General features: G+C 64.8%; 23 protein-coding genes. 16 read left to right on the top strand and 7 right to left on the bottom strand.

The annotated features are described in order from the left end of the window. Positions 1 to 92 precede the first annotated feature (92 nt). From ACFQ50_RS04795 to ACFQ50_RS04780, 4 genes are read right to left on the bottom strand one after another with little or no spacing between them, the layout of a single operon-like run. Positions 93 to 1,652 carry an NAD(P)H-hydrate epimerase gene (locus tag ACFQ50_RS04795; protein ID WP_377994364.1) on the bottom strand — a complete coding sequence of 520 codons (1,560 nt, stop codon included), beginning with the start codon at positions 1,650 to 1,652 and terminating at the stop codon, positions 93 to 95. Positions 1,653 to 1,671: 19 nt separating this feature from the next. Next, on the bottom strand, positions 1,672 to 2,019 hold the full coding sequence (locus ACFQ50_RS04790; protein ID WP_104136634.1) for a holo-ACP synthase: 348 nt from the start codon (positions 2,017 to 2,019) through the stop codon (positions 1,672 to 1,674). A gap of 4 nt (positions 2,020 to 2,023) precedes the next feature. Beyond that, positions 2,024 to 3,916: a glutamine--fructose-6-phosphate transaminase (isomerizing) gene (gene glmS / locus ACFQ50_RS04785; protein ID WP_377994363.1), complete on the bottom strand. Its 1,893-nt coding sequence runs from the start codon at positions 3,914 to 3,916 to the stop codon at positions 2,024 to 2,026. Positions 3,917 to 3,961: 45 nt separating this feature from the next. Beyond that, positions 3,962 to 4,588 carry a signal peptidase I gene (locus ACFQ50_RS04780; protein ID WP_377994362.1) on the bottom strand — a complete coding sequence of 209 codons (627 nt, stop codon included), beginning with the start codon at positions 4,586 to 4,588 and terminating at the stop codon, positions 3,962 to 3,964. A gap of 147 nt (positions 4,589 to 4,735) precedes the next feature. Here ACFQ50_RS04780 and coaA point away from each other — a divergent pair, with 147 nt between their 5' ends. From coaA to mscL, 3 genes are all read left to right on the top strand, one after another. Next, positions 4,736 to 5,701, top strand: a complete 966-nt coding sequence (gene coaA, locus ACFQ50_RS04775) for a type I pantothenate kinase (protein WP_377994361.1) — start codon at positions 4,736 to 4,738, stop codon at positions 5,699 to 5,701. Positions 5,702 to 5,823: 122 nt separating this feature from the next. Beyond that, complete coding sequence (locus tag ACFQ50_RS04770; RefSeq protein WP_377994360.1) at positions 5,824 to 6,714, top strand: D-alanyl-D-alanine carboxypeptidase family protein; 891 nt, start codon at positions 5,824 to 5,826, stop codon at positions 6,712 to 6,714. A gap of 66 nt (positions 6,715 to 6,780) precedes the next feature. Beyond that, complete coding sequence (mscL, locus tag ACFQ50_RS04765) at positions 6,781 to 7,188, top strand: large conductance mechanosensitive channel protein MscL (RefSeq protein ID WP_377994359.1); 408 nt, start codon at positions 6,781 to 6,783, stop codon at positions 7,186 to 7,188. Positions 7,189 to 7,267: 79 nt separating this feature from the next. Here mscL and glmM read toward each other — a convergent pair whose 3' ends face one another. From glmM to rplM, 3 genes are all read right to left on the bottom strand, one after another. Next, on the bottom strand, positions 7,268 to 8,626 hold the full coding sequence (gene glmM, locus ACFQ50_RS04760) for a phosphoglucosamine mutase (RefSeq protein ID WP_377994358.1): 1,359 nt from the start codon (positions 8,624 to 8,626) through the stop codon (positions 7,268 to 7,270). A 197-nt stretch (positions 8,627 to 8,823) separates the two neighbouring features. Continuing rightward, on the bottom strand, positions 8,824 to 9,330 hold the full coding sequence (rpsI, locus tag ACFQ50_RS04755) for a 30S ribosomal protein S9 (RefSeq protein WP_003805350.1): 507 nt from the start codon (positions 9,328 to 9,330) through the stop codon (positions 8,824 to 8,826). Between the two features lie 36 nt (positions 9,331 to 9,366). Next, positions 9,367 to 9,810 carry a 50S ribosomal protein L13 gene (gene rplM, locus ACFQ50_RS04750; protein ID WP_003805351.1) on the bottom strand — a complete coding sequence of 148 codons (444 nt, stop codon included), beginning with the start codon at positions 9,808 to 9,810 and terminating at the stop codon, positions 9,367 to 9,369. A 305-nt stretch (positions 9,811 to 10,115) separates the two neighbouring features. Here rplM and ACFQ50_RS04745 point away from each other — a divergent pair, with 305 nt between their 5' ends. The 13 genes from ACFQ50_RS04745 to ACFQ50_RS04685 all read left to right on the top strand — a co-directional run bounded on the left by ACFQ50_RS04745 (position 10,116) and on the right by ACFQ50_RS04685 (position 20,508). Continuing rightward, on the top strand, positions 10,116 to 10,796 hold the full coding sequence (locus tag ACFQ50_RS04745) for a prepilin peptidase (RefSeq protein WP_377994357.1): 681 nt from the start codon (positions 10,116 to 10,118) through the stop codon (positions 10,794 to 10,796). A 280-nt stretch (positions 10,797 to 11,076) separates the two neighbouring features. Next, on the top strand, positions 11,077 to 11,283 hold the full coding sequence (locus ACFQ50_RS04740) for a Flp family type IVb pilin (protein ID WP_377994356.1): 207 nt from the start codon (positions 11,077 to 11,079) through the stop codon (positions 11,281 to 11,283). Positions 11,284 to 11,385: 102 nt separating this feature from the next. Beyond that, positions 11,386 to 11,781 carry a TadE/TadG family type IV pilus assembly protein gene (locus ACFQ50_RS04735; RefSeq protein ID WP_377994355.1) on the top strand — a complete coding sequence of 132 codons (396 nt, stop codon included), beginning with the start codon at positions 11,386 to 11,388 and terminating at the stop codon, positions 11,779 to 11,781. After that, positions 11,769 to 12,788, top strand: a complete 1,020-nt coding sequence (locus tag ACFQ50_RS04730; RefSeq protein WP_377994354.1) for a pilus assembly protein TadG-related protein — start codon at positions 11,769 to 11,771, stop codon at positions 12,786 to 12,788. Before ACFQ50_RS04735 ends, ACFQ50_RS04730 begins: the two co-directional genes overlap by 13 nt. Positions 12,789 to 12,836: 48 nt before the next feature. Next, entirely contained in the window at positions 12,837 to 13,604 is a 768-nt protein-coding gene (locus ACFQ50_RS04725) for a Flp pilus assembly protein CpaB (RefSeq protein ID WP_377994353.1), read from the top strand. Beyond that, positions 13,601 to 14,806 (top strand): CpaE family protein, encoded by a 1,206-nt coding sequence (locus tag ACFQ50_RS04720; protein WP_377994352.1) that lies wholly within the window; start codon positions 13,601 to 13,603, stop codon positions 14,804 to 14,806. Before ACFQ50_RS04725 ends, ACFQ50_RS04720 begins: the two co-directional genes overlap by 4 nt. Further along, a complete protein-coding gene (locus ACFQ50_RS04715) occupies positions 14,803 to 16,323 on the top strand; it encodes a CpaF family protein (RefSeq protein ID WP_377994351.1) in 1,521 nt (506 codons plus the stop codon). Before ACFQ50_RS04720 ends, ACFQ50_RS04715 begins: the two co-directional genes overlap by 4 nt. Continuing rightward, a complete protein-coding gene (locus ACFQ50_RS04710; RefSeq protein WP_377994350.1) occupies positions 16,320 to 17,270 on the top strand; it encodes a type II secretion system F family protein in 951 nt (316 codons plus the stop codon). Before ACFQ50_RS04715 ends, ACFQ50_RS04710 begins: the two co-directional genes overlap by 4 nt. Positions 17,271 to 17,286: 16 nt before the next feature. Beyond that, positions 17,287 to 18,165 carry a type II secretion system F family protein gene (locus ACFQ50_RS04705; RefSeq protein ID WP_377994349.1) on the top strand — a complete coding sequence of 293 codons (879 nt, stop codon included), beginning with the start codon at positions 17,287 to 17,289 and terminating at the stop codon, positions 18,163 to 18,165. A 349-nt stretch (positions 18,166 to 18,514) separates the two neighbouring features. Next, a complete protein-coding gene (locus tag ACFQ50_RS04700; RefSeq protein WP_377994348.1) occupies positions 18,515 to 18,739 on the top strand; it encodes a Flp family type IVb pilin in 225 nt (74 codons plus the stop codon). 30 nt (positions 18,740 to 18,769) lie between these two features. Then, on the top strand, positions 18,770 to 19,021 hold the full coding sequence (locus ACFQ50_RS04695; protein ID WP_377994347.1) for a Flp family type IVb pilin: 252 nt from the start codon (positions 18,770 to 18,772) through the stop codon (positions 19,019 to 19,021). A 129-nt stretch (positions 19,022 to 19,150) separates the two neighbouring features. After that, a complete protein-coding gene (locus ACFQ50_RS04690) occupies positions 19,151 to 19,498 on the top strand; it encodes a TadE/TadG family type IV pilus assembly protein (RefSeq protein ID WP_377994346.1) in 348 nt (115 codons plus the stop codon). After that, positions 19,486 to 20,508 (top strand): pilus assembly protein TadG-related protein, encoded by a 1,023-nt coding sequence (locus tag ACFQ50_RS04685; RefSeq protein WP_377994345.1) that lies wholly within the window; start codon positions 19,486 to 19,488, stop codon positions 20,506 to 20,508. The genes ACFQ50_RS04690 and ACFQ50_RS04685 overlap by 13 nt, the downstream gene beginning before the upstream one ends. Positions 20,509 to 20,537: the final 29 nt, after the last annotated feature.

Genomic DNA, 20,537 nt, shown 5'->3' with positions numbered 1-20,537 from the left:
TCCAACACTGCGTCCGGCAGGTCTTCACGCACTACCTGCACGGAACTTGGTCTTACCGTAGCGGGTGGGTGTGACTATTACGTGTCCCACAGCTACTTACTAAGCGTGCTGACTTTACCCCATATACCGGGTAAGGCGTCGGATATCCGCCCCGCCGTCAGCGGGCCGCCCGCCGCCGCTGCGGCTCCGGCGAGGCCGTGCAGGCTCGCCCCCATGGCGCCAATGGCCGCCCAGCGTTCGTCCGGATCGATGCCTGCCGCCCGGAACCGTCCGACGTCGGCCCCCACCTGGGCGAGCAGGGCACCAATGATTCCGGCCAGCACATCGCCGCTGCCGGCCGTGGCCAGCCAGGGCGTTCCCTCGGCCTGGCTGTAGAAATCCTGGTAGGGCGACGCCACCAGCGTGCTGGCGCCTTTCAGCAGCACGGTGGCCTCGGTCAGGCCGGCGGCGCGGCGCACCGCGGCGAGGGTGGAGGCCTCGACGGCCTCGCGGTCCAGGTCGGCGCCGAGGCGCTGCAGCAGGGTGGCAAGCTCCCCGGCGTGCGGCGTCAGCACCACCTGCGGGGCCAGCACGTCCGGCAGCACAGGCAGGGCGCCGGCGTCGGCCACGGTGGGCAGGCCCGAGTCGACGGCGTCGCGGACACGCTGCATCTCTTCCTCGTCCGATCCGTCCATCCCGGAGCCCACCAGCCAGGCCTGGACGTGGGTCTCTGCCACGGTGCCGGTACTGCAGACCACCTCGGGGCAGCTGTGGCGGATGAGGTCGGCCACCTCCGGCGGCCCGACGTAGCGGACCATCCCGACGCCCGCAGAGAGCGCCCCGCGGCAGGCGAGCACGGCGGCGCCGGGGTAGGCCGGCGATCCGGCCACCACCCCGAGGACGCCCCGCGAATACTTGTGGGCGCGCCGCGCGGGGCGCGGGAGCAGTGCGGCCAGGTCGGCGGCCTCCAGGCGGCGCAGGGCGGGCCACGGGAGCGAGTCCTCAATGCCGATCGGGACCACCAACACCCGGCCGGCGAAGTCCGCTCCGGGGTCCGTCAGCAGGCCGGCTTTGGCCCCGCCGAAGGTGACGGTGATGTCGGCGGGCAGCACGGGTCCGGCGGCCTCGCCGGTGTCGGCGTCCACGCCGCTGGGCACGTCGCATGCCACCACGAGGCCACGGGACCCCGCAACGGCCTGCGGTCCGGCGAGCCGCGATCCGGCAAGCTGCGAAACGAGTTCCGCCGAGGCTCCACGGAGTCCGCCCTGGGCGCCGGTCCCGAGCAGCGCGTCAATGACGACGTCGGCCCTGCCGGCCAGCGCTGCCAGCTCACCGGCGTTCGCGTCAGTCAGCGTCAGCACCCCGCCGCCGGCGCGCCGGAAGGCGGCCAGTCCGTCCGGGTGGGCAGTGGCGGAGGCGAGCACCGCCGTCGTCCGCATTCCCCGTCCGGCAAGGTGTGCCGCGGCGAAGAGGCCGTCCCCGCCGTTGTTGCCCTTGCCGGCCAGGACGAGGACGCTGGATCCGTACAGCCGGCGCCCGCGGCGGCGCAGCTCCGCGATGGCGGCGGCTGCCATGCCGCGGGCTGCCCGCTGCATGAGAACAGCGCCCATACCCGAATCCAGCAGGGGCTTTTCAGCTTCCCTGATCTGGGTTCCGGTATAGGCGCTGATCATGTGGTCAGTCCGTCCGGGGTCAGCCCTCGGCCAGGACGGTGGCAGTGGCGATGCCGCCGTCGTGGCTCATGGAGAGGTGCCACCGTTTGACGCCCTTGGCGTCGGCCACGGCGAGCACTGTTCCCTTGACCTGGATGGTGGGGCCGTTCTGGTCGAGGCCGATCCAGCAGTCCTGCCAGTTCATGCCGGCCGGCGCGCCCAGGACCTTGGCCACGGCCTCCTTGGCGGCGAACCGCGCGGCCAGGGAGCGGGTGTTCAGTTCCCGTTCGGCCGGCACAAACAGCCGGTCCCGGAGTCCGGGGGTGCGCTCCAGCTGCCGTCCGAAGCGCTCGATGTCCACTACGTCTACGCCGATGCCAACAATCATGGGCTTACTCTACTGTGACGCTCTTGGCGAGGTTGCGCGGCTGGTCCACGTCGTAGCCCTTTGCGCCGGCCAGTTCAGCAGCAAAAATCTGCAGCGGAACCGTGGTCAGCAGCGGCATCAGCAGGGTCGGGGTTTCCGGGACGTAGAACACGTGCTCGGCGTAGTCCTTGACCGATTCGTCGCCTTCCTCGGCGATCACCAGGGTGCGGGCACCGCGGGCACGGACTTCCTGGATGTTGGACACCACCTTGGAGTGCAGCGAGTCCCGCCCGCGCGGGGACGGCACCACAACGAAGACCGGCTGGCCGTCGTCGATCAGCGCGATCGGGCCGTGCTTGAGCTCGCCGGCAGCGAAGCCCTCGGCGTGGATGTACGCGATTTCCTTGAGCTTCAACGCGCCCTCAAGGGCAACCGGGAAGCCCACGTGACGGCCCAGGAACAGCACGGACTTCTCGTCCTTCATGCTCCGGGCCAGCTCGCGCAGTTCCTCGGCCGAGTCCAGGATCTTCTGGATCTTCGCCGGGATCTTGCCCAGGTCCGCGAGGACGTCCTTGATCTGGCCGGTGAAGATGTTCCCGCGCAGCTGCGCCAGGTACAGGCCCAGCAGGTAGGCGGCGGTGATCTGCGCCAGGAATGCCTTCGTGGAGGCGACGGCGATTTCCGGGCCGGCGTGCGTGTACAGCACGGCGTCGGACTCCCGCGGAATCGTGGAGCCGTTCGTGTTGCAGATGGAAATGGTCTTCGCGCCCTGCTCGCGGGCGTAGCGGACCGCCATCAGCGTGTCCATCGTCTCGCCGGACTGGCTGATGGAGACCACCAGGGTGTTGGCGTCAACGATCGGGTCCCGGTAGCGGAACTCGTGCGCGAGCTCCACCTCGGTGGGGATCCGGCACCAGTTCTCGATGGCGTACTTGGCCACCAGGCCCGCGTAGGCTGCCGTGCCGCACGCCAGGACGATGATCTTGTCCACCTGCTTGAGCAGCTGCGGGTCGATGCGCAGCTCATCCAGGGTCAGCTTGCCGTTCAGGTCCGAGCGTCCCAGCAGGGTCTGCGCCACGGCGTCGGGCTGGTCATGGATTTCCTTCTCCATGAAAGAGTTGAAGCCACCCTTTTCCGCGGAGGCCGGGTCCCAGTCAACGTGGTACTCCTTGCCCTCCGCCGGGGCGCCGAAGAAGTCGGTGATCTCCACGGTGTCCGCGGTGATCGTCACGATCTGGTCCTGGCCCAGCTCCACCGCACGCCGGGTGTAGTCGATGAACCCGGACACGTCCGAACCCAGGAAGTTCTCGCCCTCGCCCAAACCCACCACCAGCGGGGAGTTCCGGCGCGCGGCCACGACGACGTCAGGCTGGTCGGCGTGCACCGCGAGGAGCGTGAACGCGCCCTCGAGCCGCTGGCAGGCCAGTTCCATGGCCCGGGTCAGGCCGCCGTCGGAGACGTCCCCGCCCAGTTTGTTCCGGAAAATGTCGCCCAGCAGCGCCGCGGCCACCTCGGTGTCGGTCTCCGACTTGAAGACAACACCCTTGGCCAGCAGCTCCTGCTTCAGCTCAGCAAAGTTTTCAATGATGCCGTTGTGGATCACCGCGAGCTTCCCGCCATCAGACAGATGCGGGTGCGCGTTCTGATCCGTCGGGCCACCATGCGTGGCCCAGCGCGTGTGACCGATACCGGTCAGCGACTCCGGCAGCGGCCGCTCCTCCAGTTCGGCCAGCAGGTTGCTCAGCTTCCCGGACTTCTTCCGCGAGGAAATCTCCCCGTCAGCCACTACCGCAACACCGGCGGAGTCATATCCGCGGTACTCCAGACGGCGCAACCCCTCAAGAACAACATCCAACGCACCGTGCCCGGCATCAGCCCGGCCCGACGAACGGCCAACATAACCCACGATTCCACACATGGGTATAAGCCTATCTGGCTTTGCGAAGAACTCCCGCCCGCTACGTCATCCTCCCCGTCGCCGGCGGCGGACGCCCAGCACGATGAGCAGCAGGCACTGGCCGATAAGTCCAGCCACCGCCAGCTTCATCCAAAGCTCGCGGTCAGCGTCGCCGACGGCGCTGGTGAGATAGCCAACCAGCGGGATCGCGTAAAGGGGCTTCCCTTTTATCTGCCGGGCGCGGACGGGCTCCGGATCGTTGGCGTTGGCGCTGTCACCCTTTGTGACCAGGGTTCTCTCGCCGTCCTGCAGGGCCCCAAAGCCCACGACCCGGTGAGTCAGCACTTCAGGGCTGTCAGGGGCGGGCTGGTAGGTGACCACGTCCCCGTACTTCAACTGGCTCAAGGCGGCGGGTTTCACCACGAGGAACGTGCCCGCGGAATATGTGGGCGCCATGGAGTTTGTGGGCACTGTGTAGGTCTGTGACCCGGTGGCCTGCGGAATGACGACGAGTCCCAGGACGGCAAAGAGGAGGACCATGAGGACGGCAAAGTTGGCCATGCGCGCCGCCTCGGCGAACCGCTTCCGGCGGCGGATTTCGAAGATCCGGGTGGCCGCTCCACCGCCGCGCCTGCCGCCAAAGTCGCGGCCTGTCCGCTGCGGCGGTTCCTTCGGCGTGACTGCCTTTCCCATGTTGAGACCCTTCAAATTCTGCGTCGGTTCTCCCTATTCACTGAACAGTCCCGCGGCAGGCTCAGGAATGGGTAACGCATAGGGTCAAGATTCACTCAAGAATGGCTGCATTTCGCTCTCGGCGCCGGGAGGGGCAGAATCTCTAGGGTGACTTTGCAACGCAACGAAGCGAACGGGGAGGGTGTTTCCCCGTTCGTGGAGCTGGACCGGCAGACGTGGTCCCGGCTCTCGGCCCAGATGGAGCAGCCCCTTAATGAAGAGGACGTGCTGCGCCTTCGCGGTCTCGGTGACCCCCTGGACATCAGCGAGGTGCGCGAGGTCTATCTGCCGCTGTCACGGCTGCTGCACCTGTATGTCGAAGCGGCCGGCCAGCTGCACGCGGCCACCACCACCTTCCTCGGTGAACAGACCCAGCGCACCCCGTTCGTGATCGGCGTCGCCGGCTCCGTGGCTGTGGGCAAGTCCACCATCGCCCGCGTTCTCCGCGAGATGCTGCGGCGCTGGCCGGGCACACCAAACGTCGAGCTCATCACCACCGACGGCTTCCTGTATCCGCTGGCTGAACTCAAGCGCCGGCAGCTGCTGGACCGCAAGGGATTCCCGGAGTCCTACGACCGCCGCGCGCTGCTGCGGTTTGTGAGCGAGATCAAGGGCGGCGCCGAGGAGGTGCGGGCCCCCTGGTACTCGCACGTCACCTATGACATCGTCCCCGGCAAGGAAGTGGTGGTCCGCCGCCCGGACGTCCTTATTGTCGAGGGCCTGAACGTGCTGGCCCCCGCCCGGCCGCGGCACGACGGCCGCCAGGGGCTGGCGCTGAGCGACTTCTTCGACTTTTCCATCTACGTGGATGCCAAGACGTCGCACATCGAGGAGTGGTACGTGGACCGGTTCCGCAAACTCCGTTCCACCGCCTTCGCGCAGCCGGAGTCGTACTTCCACCGCTATGCCACGCTGTCCGATACCGAGGCCGAAGCGACGGCCCGCGACATCTGGAAGCGCATCAACGAACCGAACCTGGAAGAGAACGTGCTGCCCACCCGGGGGCGGGCGCAGCTGGTGCTCACCAAGGAAGCAGACCACTCCGTCCGCAGGATGCTGCTGAGGAAGGTCTAGCACGCATGTGCGGCAGCTCTCCAGAACCTTCCACGGGCAAAGAAACCGGACCCTGCACCGAGACCTCTCCGGGGTCCCAGCCCGGATCACGCCCTACCCGCCGCGCGGTGGCCCGGCTACTGATGACTGGTGCCGGCCTGTCGGCCCTCGCCGCCTGCACCCCCGGCCCTGCACCGGAGGCTGCGGGTACCACTTCGGCGGCCTCGGGAACGGCATCACAAACCCCATCCGGCAAGGCGTCGCCGGCTCCTTCGGGATCCGCAACCGCGTCGGCGTCCACCGGCAGCTCTGCCACGGCGTCCGTCACGGCCTCCCCCTCAGGGTCCTCCTCATCCCCCGCAGCAAAGTCGCCGTCCGCCACAACGACGGCGGCGGCGGCCCCGCCGTCGGCCGCTTCACGGCTGCCCAGGCAGTACTCGCTGACCGCCCCCGCCAGCCCCTGGGTGATCGTCAATAAGCACCGCCCGCTCAAGCCGGCCAACTACATTCCGGCCGATCTGGTCCAGCCGAGCGTGGCCCTCGCCGTCGCCGGCGAGGCGGCGCAGCTGAACAGCACGACGGCGGCTGCCGCAGAACGGATGTTCGCCGCGGCTGCGGCGGACGGCGTGACCATGACGCTGGCGAGCGGCTACCGCTCCTACGCGACGCAGACCGTCACCTATAACGGCTGGGTAAGCTCCCAAGGGCGGGCCGCGGCGGACACCGCTTCGGCGCGGCCGGGTTATTCCGAGCACCAGACAGGCTGGTCGTTCGACATTGGCGACGGCGGCGGCGCCTGCAGCTTCCAGCCCTGCTTCGCCGAGCAGCCGGCCGCCGTTTGGGCCAAGGCCAACGCGCACCGCTTCGGCTTCGTGGTGCGGTACCCGTGGATGCAGCACGAAATCACCGGGTATTTCTACGAATCGTGGCACCTGCGGTACATCGGCGTGGAGGCGGCCACGGACATGCGGAGGCGCGGCATCGCCACCCTGGAACAGTATTTCGGCCTGGGCGCGGCACCCGGCTACCTCTGACGCCCTGCTTCTCCCCGCAAGGTCCCGGTAACGACCCAGTAAACGGGGTGCGGTAGTTTGGTTGGCATGCTTAGTGGATTCAAGAAGTTCATTCTCAAGGGAAACGTCATCGACCTGGCCGTGGCGGTGGTCATCGGATCAGCCTTCAGCGCCGTGGTCGATGCACTGGTCAAGAGCGTCCTGATGCCACTGATCTCGCTGCTGGTCGGCGAGCCAAACTTTGATAATTTCCTGGCGTTCGGGGACGTGCGGTTCGGCGTGCTGCTGACCGCTGTGGTCAACTTCCTGCTGGTCGCCTCAGCGCTCTACTTCGTCCTCGTCGCCCCGATGAACAAGCTGATCGAACACCGCAACCGCAAGCTCGGAATCGGGCAGGACGCCAAGCAGGAAGCAGCCGAGGATCCGCAGATCGCGCTGTTGAAGGAGATCCGCGACGCCCTGCAGACCCAGAACCAGAACCAGGCCGCCAAGTAACTGAATACAAAAAAGCAGCCCGCCTCCGCCTGAACCAGTCAGTCAGGAGGCGGGCTGCTTTATGCCTTTAAGGCGAAACTCAGTCGACGAGTTCCAGCGCCAGCTGGGTCTTCACAACCTGGGCGAGGCGTTCGGCAATCGCCTGGGCGGTCTGCTGGTCTGCGGCCTCCACCATGACGCGCACCACGGGCTCCGTGCCGGAGGGGCGCAGGAGTACCCGGCCGGTGTCGCCCAGCTCGGCTTCGGCTGCCGTGACGGCTGCGGCCAGGGTCTCGTCACCGCCGACGCGGCTCCGGTCCACGTCCTTCACGTTGATGAGGACCTGGGGCAGCTTGGTCATGATCGTGGCGAGCTCCTTGAGCGGCCGGCCGGTCAGGGCCACCTGGGCCGCCAGCTGCAGGCCGGTCAGCACGCCGTCGCCGGTGGTGGCGTAGTCGGCGAGGATCACGTGGCCGGACTGTTCGCCGCCCAGGTTGTAGCCGCCGTCGCGCATTTCCTCGAGGACGTACCGGTCCCCCACGCCCGTCTCGCGGATGGCGATGCCGGCGTCGCGAAGGGCGATCTTGAGGCCGAGGTTGCTCATCACGGTGGCGACGAGGACGTTGTCGGTGAGCTTGCCGGCCTTCTTGAGGGCGACGGCAATGATGGCCATGATCTGGTCGCCGTCCACCTCGTTGCCCTCGTGGTCCACGGCAAGGCAGCGGTCGGCGTCGCCGTCGTGGGCAATGCCGAGGTCGGCGCCGTGCTGCACCACGGCCGCCTTGAGCGGGCCGAGGTGGGTGGAACCCACGCCTTCGTTGATGTTCAGGCCGTCCGGTTCGGCGCCGATGACAACGACGTCAGCGCCGGCGTCCTTGAAGACCTGGGGGGAACAGCCGCTGGCGGCGCCGTGCGCGCAGTCGAGGACCACCTTGAGGCCGTCGAGGTTGTGCGGCAGGGTGCCCAGGAGGTGGACGATGTAGCGGTCCTCGGCGTCGGAGAAGCGCTGGATGCGGCCAACCTCGCCACCCACCGGGCGGAAGGGCTCCTTGCCCATCTGGGCCTCGATGGCGTCCTCCACCTCGTCGGGGAGTTTCTGCCCGCCGCGGGCGAAGAACTTGATCCCGTTGTCCGGGGCCGGATTGTGCGAGGCGGAGATCATGACGCCGAAGTCAGCGTTCAGGTCTGCCACGAGGTAGGCGGCGGCGGGGGTGGGCAGGACGCCGGCGTCGTACACGTCGATCCCGGAGCTGGAAAGCCCGGCTTCCACAGCCGCTGCGATGAACTCGCCGCTTGCGCGGGGATCCCTCGCCACCACGGCGCGCGGCCGCGCACCTTCGCTGGTGCGTTCATGGCCAAGCACGACGGCGGCGGCCTGGGCCAGCTGCAATGCGAGCTCGGCAGTCAGCAGGCCATTCGCCAGGCCCCGGACACCGTCTGTTCCAAATAATGTAGACATCGGGTCAAGTTTAGACGATTCAGGTGCCCGTCCCCGCCCTGAACCCGCTCTGCACGGCGTCCATGAAGGGCGTTACGGACGTTTCCCCTGCTCACCGGCGTTGCCAGCCGGGTAACCGGGGTTAACGGCAGAAGCCCGCCCCGCCAAATGGCGGAACGGGCTTCTGGAGCGGGGCAAAATCGCCCCAGCAAGCGGATTTAGCGCTTGGAGTACTGCTGGGCCTTGCGTGCCTTCTTGAGACCGGCCTTCTTACGCTCGATGACGCGGGCGTCACGGGTGAGGTAGCCGGCCTTCTTCAGGGTGGCGCGGTTGTTCTCGACGTCGATCTCGTTCAGCGAACGGGCGATGCCGAGGCGCAGTGCACCGGCCTGGCCGGAGGGGCCACCGCCGTGGATGCGGGCGATGACGTCGTAGGCACCTTCGAGATCCAGGATCTTGAAGGGCTCGTTGACGTCCTGCTGGTGCAGCTTGTTCGGGAAGTAGTTATCCAGCTCGCGGCCGTTGATGGTCCACTTGCCGGAGCCCGGCACAACGCGAACGCGTGCAACGGCTTCCTTGCGGCGGCCAACAGCTGCGCCGGCAACGGTCAGTGCCGGGCGCTCCTTCTTCGGGGCAGCTTCAGCAGCGCCGCTTTCCGAGGTGTAGCTGGTCAGGTTTTCCTCAGCCTCAACGGCTTCGGTGGTCAGTTCATCGTTCTGAGCCACGGTTCTCCTTGTAGATAAAAGTGTTGGTGGCCAGGACTACTGGGCGACCTGGGTGATTTCGAAAGTCTTGGGCTGCTGGGCTGCGTGGGGGTGCTCGGCGCCACGGTAGACCTTCAGCTTGCTCAGCTGCTGGGCAGCGAGGGAGTTCTTGGGGAGCATGCCCTTGATGGCCTTCTCAACGGCGCGGACCGGGTTGGACTCCAGGAGTTCCGCGTAGTTGACGGAGGTCAGGCCGCCCGGGTAACCGGAGTGGCGGTATGCGCGCTTCTGCTCCAGCTTGGCGCCGGTGAGGGCAACCTTTTCAGCGTTGATGATGATGACGAAGTCGCCCATGTCCATGTGGGACGCAAAGGTCGGCTTGTGCTTTCCGCGCAGCAGTGTTGCGGTCTGGCTGGCAAGACGACCCAGGACAACGTCGGTGGCGTCAATGACGTGCCACTGGCGGTTGATATCGCCGGGCTTCGGGGTGTACGTACGCACGGTGTTTGCCTCGTTCTTGTTCTGGCGTTCTTGTTTTAGGCGTCACACGGGGTGCGCCTACTATCTATGCGCGACCGGAACAGAGGTGAGGGCTCTATGGACCAGTTATTCCCCTAGTCCCGAAAATGCCCGTCGGGTAGCGACCCTGCAACTGGATCCCCTAGCGGGCACGCATCATCGAGAAAGGACACGCACAACGACTACCAAGAATAGCGCCAACCGGAGGCCCGGGTCAAAATGGGGTATCCGGTGGCGGGGGCTTGGAGTCCTGCGCCAGCGCCGGGCCCTACCATCCAGGAGTCCACGTGTCGTCAGCAGGTATCGCCGCCAGCGCCGGGCCGCTCTTTGCAGCGGCCCCTTTTGCAGTGGCCATGGGACTCCTTGGTATTTTACTGAGCCCGCTTGCTGAACTCCTCATCGCACGCACCCTCCCCCGCCTGGGCGGACTGCCGGGCGCACGGACAAGAATTACGACGGCGGCACTCACCGGCCTGCTGTGCGCAGCCCTTGCGCTGCGGTTCGGTACGGAGTGGTCCCTGCCGGCCTTTCTGCTGCTGGCCGCCCTCGGCGTGCAGCTGGGACGCGTTGACCTGGCCCATCATTTGCTGCCGAATCCACTCGTGCTGACGCTGCTGGTGGCCGGCCTGGCACTCCTCGTCCTGGGCAGCTCCGCCGCGGCAGAGTGGGCCGAACTGCTCCGCGCGGCGGCCGGGGCTGCCATCCTGTTCGTTGTTTTCCTGATTTTGGCCCTGATCTCGCCAAACGGCATCGGCATGGGGGACGTCAAACTTGCCGCCCCGGTGGGCCTTTACCTGGGTTACTTGGGGTGGAGCCAGCTGTTCTACGGCGGAGCACTCGGCTTCGTGCTGGGCGGGATTTTGTCCGCCGTTTTGATTAGGCTAAAACGCGCCAATTTGAGCTCCGAAATAGCTTTTGGCCCCTCAATGCTGGCCGCAGCCTTGGGCACGGCATTACTGGCATCCTAAAGACGGATTTCTGGTGAAACGTTAGATGCAGGCTTTCTGCACACATGCTTTCTTGATCCATTCTTGAGCAAACCAAGTAGTCCAAAACCTATGATTTCCTGATGTGAGTACTCCTTTGCGGGAGTACTTATGGGGCCCCTCAAAAAGTCGAGTAGAACTACGCATTGTTGCCGGCGGCGCCCCGGGTGGATTCTTTTGCTATCGAAGCACCAGCCCTTTCGCGGTATGGGGGAGGCTGGAATTCGACGGCATTTATTCCATCGAACTTAAGGAAATTACAATGACTGCTCTCATGGTCTCGGTTCTTGCTTTCGTCTCCGGAATCAAGGATCGGCTGGAATCGGAAAAGGGCGCCACCGCAACCGAGTACTCGCTGCTCGTGGCGTTCATCGCCTTCGGCATCATCGTCGGCGTCACAGCCTTTGGCACCGGCCTCAACGGCTGGTTTAAGGACCTCGGCACCACAGTGGCCGGCTGGTCGAACTAAGGCGCTAACACCTCCCACAGCGGTGCGCCGCGTTCGCTGAGCCGGCCGCGGCGCACCGTCCCACTTCAGCTGTACCTACTCGCGGAGGGTCCAGTGAATCGCATGAATTCACGCTCCATCAGGGGGAAGCGCGCCCGGAGAGACCGGGGCGCAGTCGCCGTCGAGTTCGCCTTGGTCGCGCCCGTCCTTCTGGCACTGGTGGCAGGCATCGTCGAGTTCTCGCACGCCTACAACCTGCAGATTTCGGTCACCCAGGCCGCCCGGGAGGCAGCCAGGGAAATGGCCATCGAGGACGATCAGGGCGCAGCGGCCCAGGCCGCCACCGCCGGTGCACCCGGACTCAATGGTGCAGCTTTTCAGTATGCCTTCTCCCCCGGGGCCTGCACCGCAGGCCAGAACATGACTGTCACCATCACCTACCCTGCCGCCACCCTGACGGGCATCTTCGGCAGCACTGTCACAGTCACCGGAGTGGGAGCCATGCGATGCGGCGGTTAAAGAATGCCCGGAAGGAACAGGAACGTGGCGCGGCGGCTGTCCTGGTGGCCATCCTGATGCTGGTGCTCATGGGCGCTGGCGCACTGGCAGTGGACGTCGGCCAGATCTACGCCGAACGGGCGCAACTGCAAAACGCTGCGGATGCCGGCGCGATCGCCATCGCCCAGGCTTGCCATGCAACGGGGTGTACCCAGTCCCAGGCGGAAGCCATCGCCCAGGACTTGGCCAACAGCAATTCAAACGACGCTTCGTCCAAAGTGCTCCAGGTAGATATGTCGGTAGCCAACCAGGTCACCGTCAGAACAACTACCCGTGACGGTACAAGCGGGGCGGGCTTCCTGCGGCAGATGTTCAGTTCAGCCGTCAATGCGCCGCCGGCAGCCGTGGGAGCCCACGCAACCGCTGCCCTGGAGTTCCCCACCCGCGGTTCGGGATTTCCCCTGGCGATTTCAAACCACTGTTACAACCTCTCCGCAGCGCTTGCCACCGGAGAGGTCCAGAAAATCTCCTACAAACCGGGTGGAACATGCACCAACCCCTCAGGCCACGCAATTCCAGGCGGTTGGGGCTGGCTGGACCGCAGCTCTCCGTGCGTGGCCACCACCCAAAACGGCAACAACCAGATCGGCTCGGACCCGGGAAACAATCCTCCTACTGACTGCCAAAACATCCTTGCCGGATGGAAGGCAACCATCCTTGCCGGCGGGGACGTCAATGTAGCCTTTCCCATCTTCGACAATGCCACCAACCAGGGACAAAACGGCCAGTTCCACATTATTGGTTATGCGACATTCAAGATCTGGGGTTGGAAGTTCGGCAACAACGGTGTTTACGAATTTCGCAATACTTCCACCTCTCCGGGAATGACCAGCGCCCTCGCCTGCTCCGGAGGCAATAATCGCTGTGTCATTGGCCAATTCATCAAATTCGAGTCGATTGACTCCTTTACCGGAGGGTCGGGCGGAGGGGCGAATTTGGGAACGGTAATTATCAAGCTCATCGACTAAGGGCTCGCACATAAATAAACAACAACAAAAATTCTTAAGGGGAAAACAGTGAAAACTCGCCTACTGGGAGGCATTGCCGCGCTGCTTGTGGCAATCATCGGAACCGTGTTGCTGGTCTCGTACGTGCAAAACGCTGACAAGCGTGCCATGGCTGACACGGAAACCGAGTCCGTGTACGTCGTAGAAAAGACCGTCACAGCCGGTACCGGAATAGACAAGGTGGCAGGCGCCGTCGTACTTAAAGAAGTACCAAAACTGGCAGTTGCTGCCGGTGCCGTGACGGACCTGAACCAGGTTGGACAGAAGGTGGCCGCCGTAGACCTGATGCCGGGTGAGCAGCTCCTCACCACCCGCATGGTGGACGCCGACGCCATCCTCGGACCCTCCCGCGTCCAGGTTCCCACCGGAATGCAGGAGATCACCCTCAAACTTCCCATCGAACGCGTGGTGGGCGGCACCCTCGCGGCGGGCGACACCGTTGGCGTCTTCCTCTCCGTGGAGGACTCCACGGCGAAGACGGGCAACACGCAGCTGACCTTCCACAAGGTCCTGGTCACGGCGGCACAGTTCAGTGACGGCAGTACCGCGAAGTCGCCGGAGGCGGTGGCGGCGGAGGACACCTCGAAGGGGGCCCTGAACTCGAAGAAGGCGGCTGCTTCGAATGACACCTACCTCATCACCATGGCCCGCAACTCCGCCGATGCTGAAAGGATCATCTTCGCCACCGAGTTCGGAACCGTCTATCTCTCCAAGGAGCCGGCCAACGCAGTGGAAGGTACGTCCGGCGTCGTGAACACCGGAAGGCTGTTCCGATGAGCCGCTTCGTCCTCATCACCCCCAACGCCGACTTCGAACGGCGCATCCAGCTGGCCGCCTCGGGCATGCACGGTTCGCTACGGGTGTTCCAGGCGGACTATTTGCCGGAAAGCCCGCAGGACTTCCTCCGGCAGCTCGTAGGCGAGCCGCCCGAGGTGCTGATCCTCGGACCGGGTCTCCCGGTTGACGGCTCATTGAAACTGGCCTCGGTCATGGACCTGCAATACCCGGAAATAAGCGTTGTCCTGGTGGTGCCTGAAACCAAGGAAGTAGTCCTCCAGGCAATGCGTTCGGGCGTCCGTGACCTGCTCGACCCGGCCGCGGATCCGGACTCCATCCGCGTCCTGCTGGAGCGGGCCAGCCTCGCGGCCGCGGGCCGCCGTCGTGGTTTGGCCCCCGGCGCCTCCGAGCACGCCGACCACGGCGAAGGCGGCCGGGTCATCGCCGTCATGTCCCCCAAAGGCGGGGTGGGCAAGACCACGGTGGCAACCAATCTCGCCGTCGGGCTTGGGAAAGCTGCCCCCATGAGTGTGGTGGTGGTGGACCTGGACCTGCAGTTCGGCGATGTTGCCAGCGGCCTGATGCTGGACCCGGAACACACCATCACCGACGCCGTGGTGGGCGCCGCGAGCCAGGACTCCATGGTCCTCAAGGCGTACCTCACTGTCCACCCCGCCGGGATCTATGCCCTCTGTGCGCCGCGAAACCCGGTGGAGATGGACAGGATTTCCGGCGAGCAGGTGAGCCGGCTCCTCAGCCAGCTGCGCGAGGAGTTCCACTACATCGTGGTGGACACGGCACCGGGTCTGGGCGAGCACGTCCTGGCCACGCTGGAGCAGGCCACTGATGCCGTCTGGATTTGCGGCATGGACATTCCCAGCATCCGGGGCCTTCGGACAGGCTTCCAGATCCTCGCCGAACTCGGACTCGTCCCGGAAAAAAGGCACGTGGTGCTGAATATGACGGACCGCCGGGCAGGCCTCACGCTGCAGGACATCGAAGCCACCATCGGCTCCCCCGTTGACGTTGCGCTCCCCCGCTCCAAAACGCTGCCGTATTCCACGAACAAGGGAGTGCCCATTCTGCAGGACGGCAGCCGGGACTCCGCCGCAAAGGGGCTCCGCCAGCTGGTGGAGCGGTTCAAACCGAACTGGGAAGAAAGACCCCACAAGAAGCTGCACAGAAGGGCGGTAGTCCAGTGAACCTCACAGACCGGTTCCAGAACCTCCGGGGCGAGCCCAAGCCTAACCCCGAAAAGCCACAGCCGGCTGACGTCTTCAAACCCAAACCGGCTGCCGCCACCCTTGGCAAGAAGCATGAGGAGCAGGCCGCTGGCTCGGCGGCGAGCGCCACGGCAGCACTGGAGACGCCCGCCGTCGCTTCAGTGGCCAGCGAGGCACTGAATGCCCTGAAGGAACGGGCCACCCAGACCCTCTATGAACGGCTGGGCTCGCGGCTCACAGACTCCACGCTCGACGACGAGGAACTGCACCAGTTTGTCCGGGACGAACTGAAGATCGTCGTCGATGAGGAGCAGGTCCCGCTGTCCGCCCCCGAGCGGCAGCGGCTGATCCGGGACATCATTGACGACGTCCTGGGCCACGGACCCATCCAGCGCTTCCTCGATGACCCGTCCATCACCGAGGTCATGGTGAACCGCTTCGACCAGGTCTACGTGGAACGGCAGGGCCGCATCTTCCCCACCGACACAAAGTTCAGTTCTGATGACGCGCTGCGCCGGGTTATCGACCGGATCGTGTCCAAGGTGGGCCGCCGGATCGATGAGTCCTCCCCGTTGGTGGACGCCCGGCTCGCAGACGGCTCGCGCGTCAACGCCATCATTCCCCCGCTGGCCGTCAACGGGCCTGCGCTGACCATCAGGAAGTTCGGCCGGGAAGCCTTGACGGTTCATGACCTCGTCACCCTGGGCAGCCTCTCCCCCGAGATGGCGGAACTCCTGCACGCCTGCGTCGTGGCCCGGATGAACATCATCGTTTCCGGCGGCACGGGTACCGGCAAGACCACCCTTCTGAATGTGCTGTCAGGGTTTATCCCGCAGGAAGACAGGATCGTAACCATCGAGGACGCCGTCGAACTCCAGCTCCAGCAGGAGCACGTCATCCGGCTCGAAAGCCGTCCGCAGAACATCGAGGGCAGAGGTGAGGTCTCCATCCGGGACCTGGTCCGGAACTCGCTGCGCATGCGGCCGGACCGGATTGTGGTGGGTGAGGTCCGCGGCGGCGAATGCCTCGACATGCTGCAGGCCATGAACACCGGCCACGACGGATCCATCTCCACGGTGCACGCCAATTCGCCGCGGGACGCCATTGCCAGGCTCGAGACGCTGGTGCTGATGGCAGGAATGGACATTCCGCTCCGGGCAGTCCGCGAACAGCTGGCCTCGGCCGTGAACCTGATCGTGCACATCACAAGGATGCGCGACGGCTCGCGGCGGGTCACGCACATCACCGAGGTGCAGGGCATGGAAGGCGACATTGTCACCCTCCAGGACGCGTTCGTGTTCGACTATTCGGCGGGCATGGACGCCAACGGCCGGTTCCTCGGCAAGCCGGTGCCGACGGGCGTCCGGCCGCGGTTCACCGAGCGCTTCGCCGAACTCGGCATCGAAGTCTCGCCGGCAGTGTTCGGGGCATCCCTGATCGGTATGGCGCCGGCCGGTATGTCATCCTCCAATACATCCGTGCCAAGGGGGCGGTGACATTGACCGGCGACTCCGGCGTTTTTGTGCTGGCACTGGTGCTGCTGTACCTCGCAATCTTCCTGGTCTTCGGCGTGGCCCTCAGGCCAAACTCGGGGCTTCCGATGTCCCGCCGCCGGCCCGATGTCCCCACCCAGTCCTCGCCGCTGACCCGGCTGACCGACCAGGCCGTGGGCGCGCTCAACAAGGGCCTCAGGAAGCGCGGAACGGGCCTGCTTACCCAGGACCGGCTGGATGAGTGCGGGCTCAAGAAGGAACCGGGCGACTACCTGATCATGGCGGGGGTGATCACCCTGACGGCGGCCGTCGTCGGGTATTTCCTGGCTGGTCTCTTTGCCGCCGTCCTTCTGACCCTCCTGGCCCCGCTGGGACTGCATGTGCTGCTGAACTTCCTGGCCGCGCGCCGCCGTCGGCAGTTTGACCAGCAGGTGCCGGATACGCTGCAGATGTTCTCCGGCGGCCTGCGGGCCGGCCACAGCCTGCTCCGCGCCGTGGACGCGGCGGGACAGGAAAGCCAGCCGCCGATGTCCGAAGAGCTGGGGCGGATTGTCAACGAGACCAGGATCGGCCGGGACCTCGGCGAAGCCCTGGCGGACGTGGCCAGGCGGACCCAGAGCGAGGATTTCCTCTCCATCTCGCAGGCCATCGAGATCCACCGCGAGGTGGGCGGTGACCTGGCGGAGGTGCTGGACCACCTGGGCGACACCGTCCGGGACCGCAACCAGGTGCGCGGGCAGATCCGGGCCCTGAGCGCAGAGGGCCGGATGTCGGCGATCGTCCTCATGGCCCTGCCGGTGCTGATGTTCATCGGACTGACGTTCTTCAACGAGATGTACGCCCGCACTTTCACCAGCACCCTGCCCGGCTACCTCATGATCGCCGCGGCTGTCGTCCTGCTCACCGCCGGCGGCTTCTGGCTCAGCCGGATCGTCAAACCCAAGTTCTAGGAAGAAGGTGGTCATCATGCAACCTGTGGCTTATGCGGCGATCCTGGCAGTGATCGCACCTGTAACGGTCATGACGTGGTTCGTCTTCACCGGCGACCGGGCGGGGCTCCGCAACATCCAGGCAAATCTGGGCCGGGTCGCCAAGACCAAGGGCCCGGCGCTCAGCGTCAACGAGAAGCTCATGCTGGCCAGCCAGCGCATCATGCCGAAGGGCTACGCCGGCTGGCTGGACCGGCAGCTGGCGGGCGCCGGCCGGCCCAAGGACTGGCCGCTGGCCCGGCTCATCATGGTCAAGCCGCTGCTTGCCTTTGCGGGGGCCGCTCTTGGCTGTCTGTACTTCGCCGGTGGACCGTCGTCCCAGCGGTTCCTCATCCTGCTGGGGCTTACGGCGCTCTGCTACTTCACGCCCGACCTGCTGGTGCGCAACCGTGCGCAAAAGCGGCGGGGAGCCATTCGGCTGGAACTGCCGGTTGCTCTGGACCACATGCTGATCTCGGTCCAGGCAGGCCTCGGGTTCGAGGCAGCCATGGGCCGCGCCGGCACCAACGGCCACGGTCCCATGGCCGAGGAGCTGATCCGCACGCTCCAGGACATCCAGGTGGGCCGGTCGCGGAAGGAGGCCTACCTCGCCATGGCGGAGCGGGTGGACGTGCCCGATGTGCGCAGCTTCATCCGTGCAGTAGTCCAGGCCGACGCCTACGGTGTGGCCATCGCCGGCGTACTGAAAACGCAGGCGGAAGACATGCGGATCAAGCGGAAGCAGCGCGCCGAGGAGCACGCCATGAAGATTCCGGTGAAAATGCTGTTCCCGCTGATTTTCTTCATCCTGCCCACGCTGTTCATCGTGGTCCTGGGGCCGACGGTGATGAGCATCATTTCGCTGTTCACGGGGTAGGTTCTTTGGCTGGGTTTGCTGACCCGCTTTATTGAATGCGACATCTGAATGAACGACGGCGGTTGCCGGCTTATGCGCCGACTCCGCCCCTTAGGACCGGACCCCTCGGATTACCCCCCCTTTCCGAGGGGTCCTTCCATGTGCCGAGATCCGGCAGCGCCCTCCCGGTTTCCGGCGTCGAGAAGCTTCAAGATTCAAGGTTTGCGCAAGGCAAGCGCAGGAAATGCGCAGGCCGCTAAAGGTTGGCTCAGGAGTTCGCAAAGAACCTAGTTGAGGCGAATTTCCGTTGCTAGCTTTTTTATAGAGCTGGTGATGGACCAGCTTTCCAACACTCGCTCAGGAGTTCAAAATGCTTGCTTACTTCTCTAACGCTGCTGCCAAGATCCGTCGCGACGAAAAGGGCGCTACCGCCGTTGAATACGGCATCATGGTCGCCCTCATCGCCGTCGTCATCATCGTTGCCGTGACTCTGCTCGGCGGCACCTTGACTGGCATGTTCGGCAAGGCTGCCTGTGACATGCAGACAAATAAGAAGTGGGACGCCACCACGTCTGCCTGCATCAACAAGGTCTGACAACTTCCACTCACCCGGACAGGAGTAAAAATGCTTGCTCTCTTCAAGAACGCCGCCAATCTCCGCCGTGATGAAAAGGGCGCTACCGCCGTCGAATACGGCATCATGGTCGCCCTCATCGCGGTCGTCATTATCGTCGCCGTGACTCTCCTTGGTGGCAACCTGAATTCGATGTTCAACGATGTTGCCTGCAAGGTACAGGGCAAGACGTATGCAGCAGCAGTTGTAGATAACCCCGACACCCCCGATGTCAATGAGGCAGCAGCAGCCGGCTGCAGGTAGTCCGCAGCAGCAAGTCCTCGGGCGGTAGCGCACTCGCGCTACCGCCCGGTGGTTTCATACGAGACCGACCGTTACTCCACGCGCACAGAAGGGTGATCCATATTGTCTAGGAATACCGAACGCGGGGCCGTGGCCGTCGAGTTCGCGCTCCTAGTCCCGGTTTTGATCCTGATGCTGCTAGGAATAATGGAGTTCGGGCGCGCTTACAACGCGCAAGTCACGCTAACGAATGCGGCCCGCGAAAGCGCCCGGTGGATGGCAATTTATAACAGCCAAACAGACGCCAGAACGGCAGCCAAGAATGCGGCAACGCAACTTACTCCCAGCCTGGCCGACGGCAACATCTCATTCAGTGCCACTGATTGCACGGTGGGATCGCAAATGACGGTAACTGTCAGTTACACACTAAGCACGATGACAGGGATCGCTGGCCCATTTCCCATGACCGGAAAGGGGACCATGCTGTGCGGCGGCTAAGGGATTCTTCTGACGGAGAGCGCGGCGGAATCGCTGTCTTGGTCGCCCTTCTCATGGTCGTGGTGCTGGGGTTTGCGGCCCTGGCCATCGACGTCGCACGGCTGTACGCAGAGCGTGCCCAGTTGCAGAACGGTTCGGACGCCGCCGCCCTCATGATGGCGCAGAAGTGCGCCAAGAATGACACCGATTCCAACTGCTCAACAACGTCACCGCTGGCTGCTGACTTGGCAAACAACAACGCTGTCGATGGGCAAAGCAACGTGAAATCCATTGCGCTGGACAAGACTAACCGCACGGTGACGGTAACCACCGGCGCCAAGGAACCGGGAAGCTCTGCTAATCAGATCTCGCTTTTCTTCGCCGGAGCCCTTGGCATTCCGAGCGCCGAAGTGAACGCCACTTCCAGTGTGAGGTGGGGCAGCCCGGTGGAAGGCACCATCGTGTTCCCGCTCGCCTTCTCCATCTGCCAGGTATCGGGCATGGTGGATGGTGCGGCGCAGCTGCTCCAGAACCATTCTGCTGATGCCAACGCCGACTGTCCTCTGGGGCCGGCAGGCAAGACGGTGCCGGGCGGCTTCGGCTGGACCCTTCAGAACTCTGGCCAATGCGGTGGCCTGGTCAACCTGGCTATCAACCAGAGTGGCAGCGCCACCGGCAACGATGGCCCGTCGAACTGCGACGCCATCCTAAACAAGTGGGCCAGTGAAATTACCGCCGGACGCCAGGTCATCGTCCTGTTGCCGGTCTACGACGACGTGACCGGAACGGGCTCGGGGGCGAGCTACCACCTGAACAGCTTTGCCGCCTTCAACGTCCAAGGCTGGGCCTTCAGCGGTTCTGACAAGCTGCCGATGGTCTACAACAACACTCCGGCGACCAAGAGCCTGGAGTGCAAGGGCAACTGCCGCGGAATCATCGGCAAGTTCGTTAAGTACGTCTCCCTCGCGGACGGCTACAAGCTGGGCCCGGTCAGCCCCAACGGTGCCACCATCGTCGAACTGACCAGTTAGTTCCCTGCAGCACAGCAGTTCTGCAGTCT

Source organism: Arthrobacter sp. NPDC056493, assembly GCF_042795115.1.
Classification (GTDB): domain Bacteria; phylum Actinomycetota; class Actinomycetes; order Actinomycetales; family Micrococcaceae; genus Arthrobacter.
The sequence above is the reverse complement of the archived record's forward strand: the minus strand, read 5'-3'. Positions and strand labels throughout refer to the sequence as shown.

Excerpts from the sequence above, each read along its gene's own strand:
- ACFQ50_RS04700 (WP_377994348.1), top strand. The coding sequence starts at position 18,515 with ATGCTTGCTTACTTCTCTAACGCTGCTGCCAAGATCCGTCGCGACGAA.
- ACFQ50_RS04780 (WP_377994362.1), bottom strand. The coding sequence starts at position 4,588 with ATGGGAAAGGCAGTCACGCCGAAGGAACCGCCGCAGCGGACAGGCCGC.
- glmM (WP_377994358.1), bottom strand. The coding sequence starts at position 8,626 with ATGTCTACATTATTTGGAACAGACGGTGTCCGGGGCCTGGCGAATGGC.
- ACFQ50_RS04730 (WP_377994354.1), top strand. The coding sequence starts at position 11,769 with ATGCGGCGGTTAAAGAATGCCCGGAAGGAACAGGAACGTGGCGCGGCG.
- ACFQ50_RS04705 (WP_377994349.1), top strand. The coding sequence starts at position 17,287 with ATGCAACCTGTGGCTTATGCGGCGATCCTGGCAGTGATCGCACCTGTA.
- ACFQ50_RS04790 (WP_104136634.1), bottom strand. The coding sequence starts at position 2,019 with ATGATTGTTGGCATCGGCGTAGACGTAGTGGACATCGAGCGCTTCGGA.
- ACFQ50_RS04770 (WP_377994360.1), top strand. The coding sequence starts at position 5,824 with ATGACTGGTGCCGGCCTGTCGGCCCTCGCCGCCTGCACCCCCGGCCCT.
- ACFQ50_RS04720 (WP_377994352.1), top strand. The coding sequence starts at position 13,601 with ATGAGCCGCTTCGTCCTCATCACCCCCAACGCCGACTTCGAACGGCGC.
- mscL (WP_377994359.1), top strand. The coding sequence starts at position 6,781 with ATGCTTAGTGGATTCAAGAAGTTCATTCTCAAGGGAAACGTCATCGAC.
- ACFQ50_RS04695 (WP_377994347.1), top strand. The coding sequence starts at position 18,770 with ATGCTTGCTCTCTTCAAGAACGCCGCCAATCTCCGCCGTGATGAAAAG.
- ACFQ50_RS04740 (WP_377994356.1), top strand. The coding sequence starts at position 11,077 with ATGACTGCTCTCATGGTCTCGGTTCTTGCTTTCGTCTCCGGAATCAAG.
- ACFQ50_RS04735 (WP_377994355.1), top strand. The coding sequence starts at position 11,386 with ATGAATTCACGCTCCATCAGGGGGAAGCGCGCCCGGAGAGACCGGGGC.
- ACFQ50_RS04795 (WP_377994364.1), bottom strand. The coding sequence starts at position 1,652 with ATGATCAGCGCCTATACCGGAACCCAGATCAGGGAAGCTGAAAAGCCC.
- glmS (WP_377994363.1), bottom strand. The coding sequence starts at position 3,916 with ATGTGTGGAATCGTGGGTTATGTTGGCCGTTCGTCGGGCCGGGCTGAT.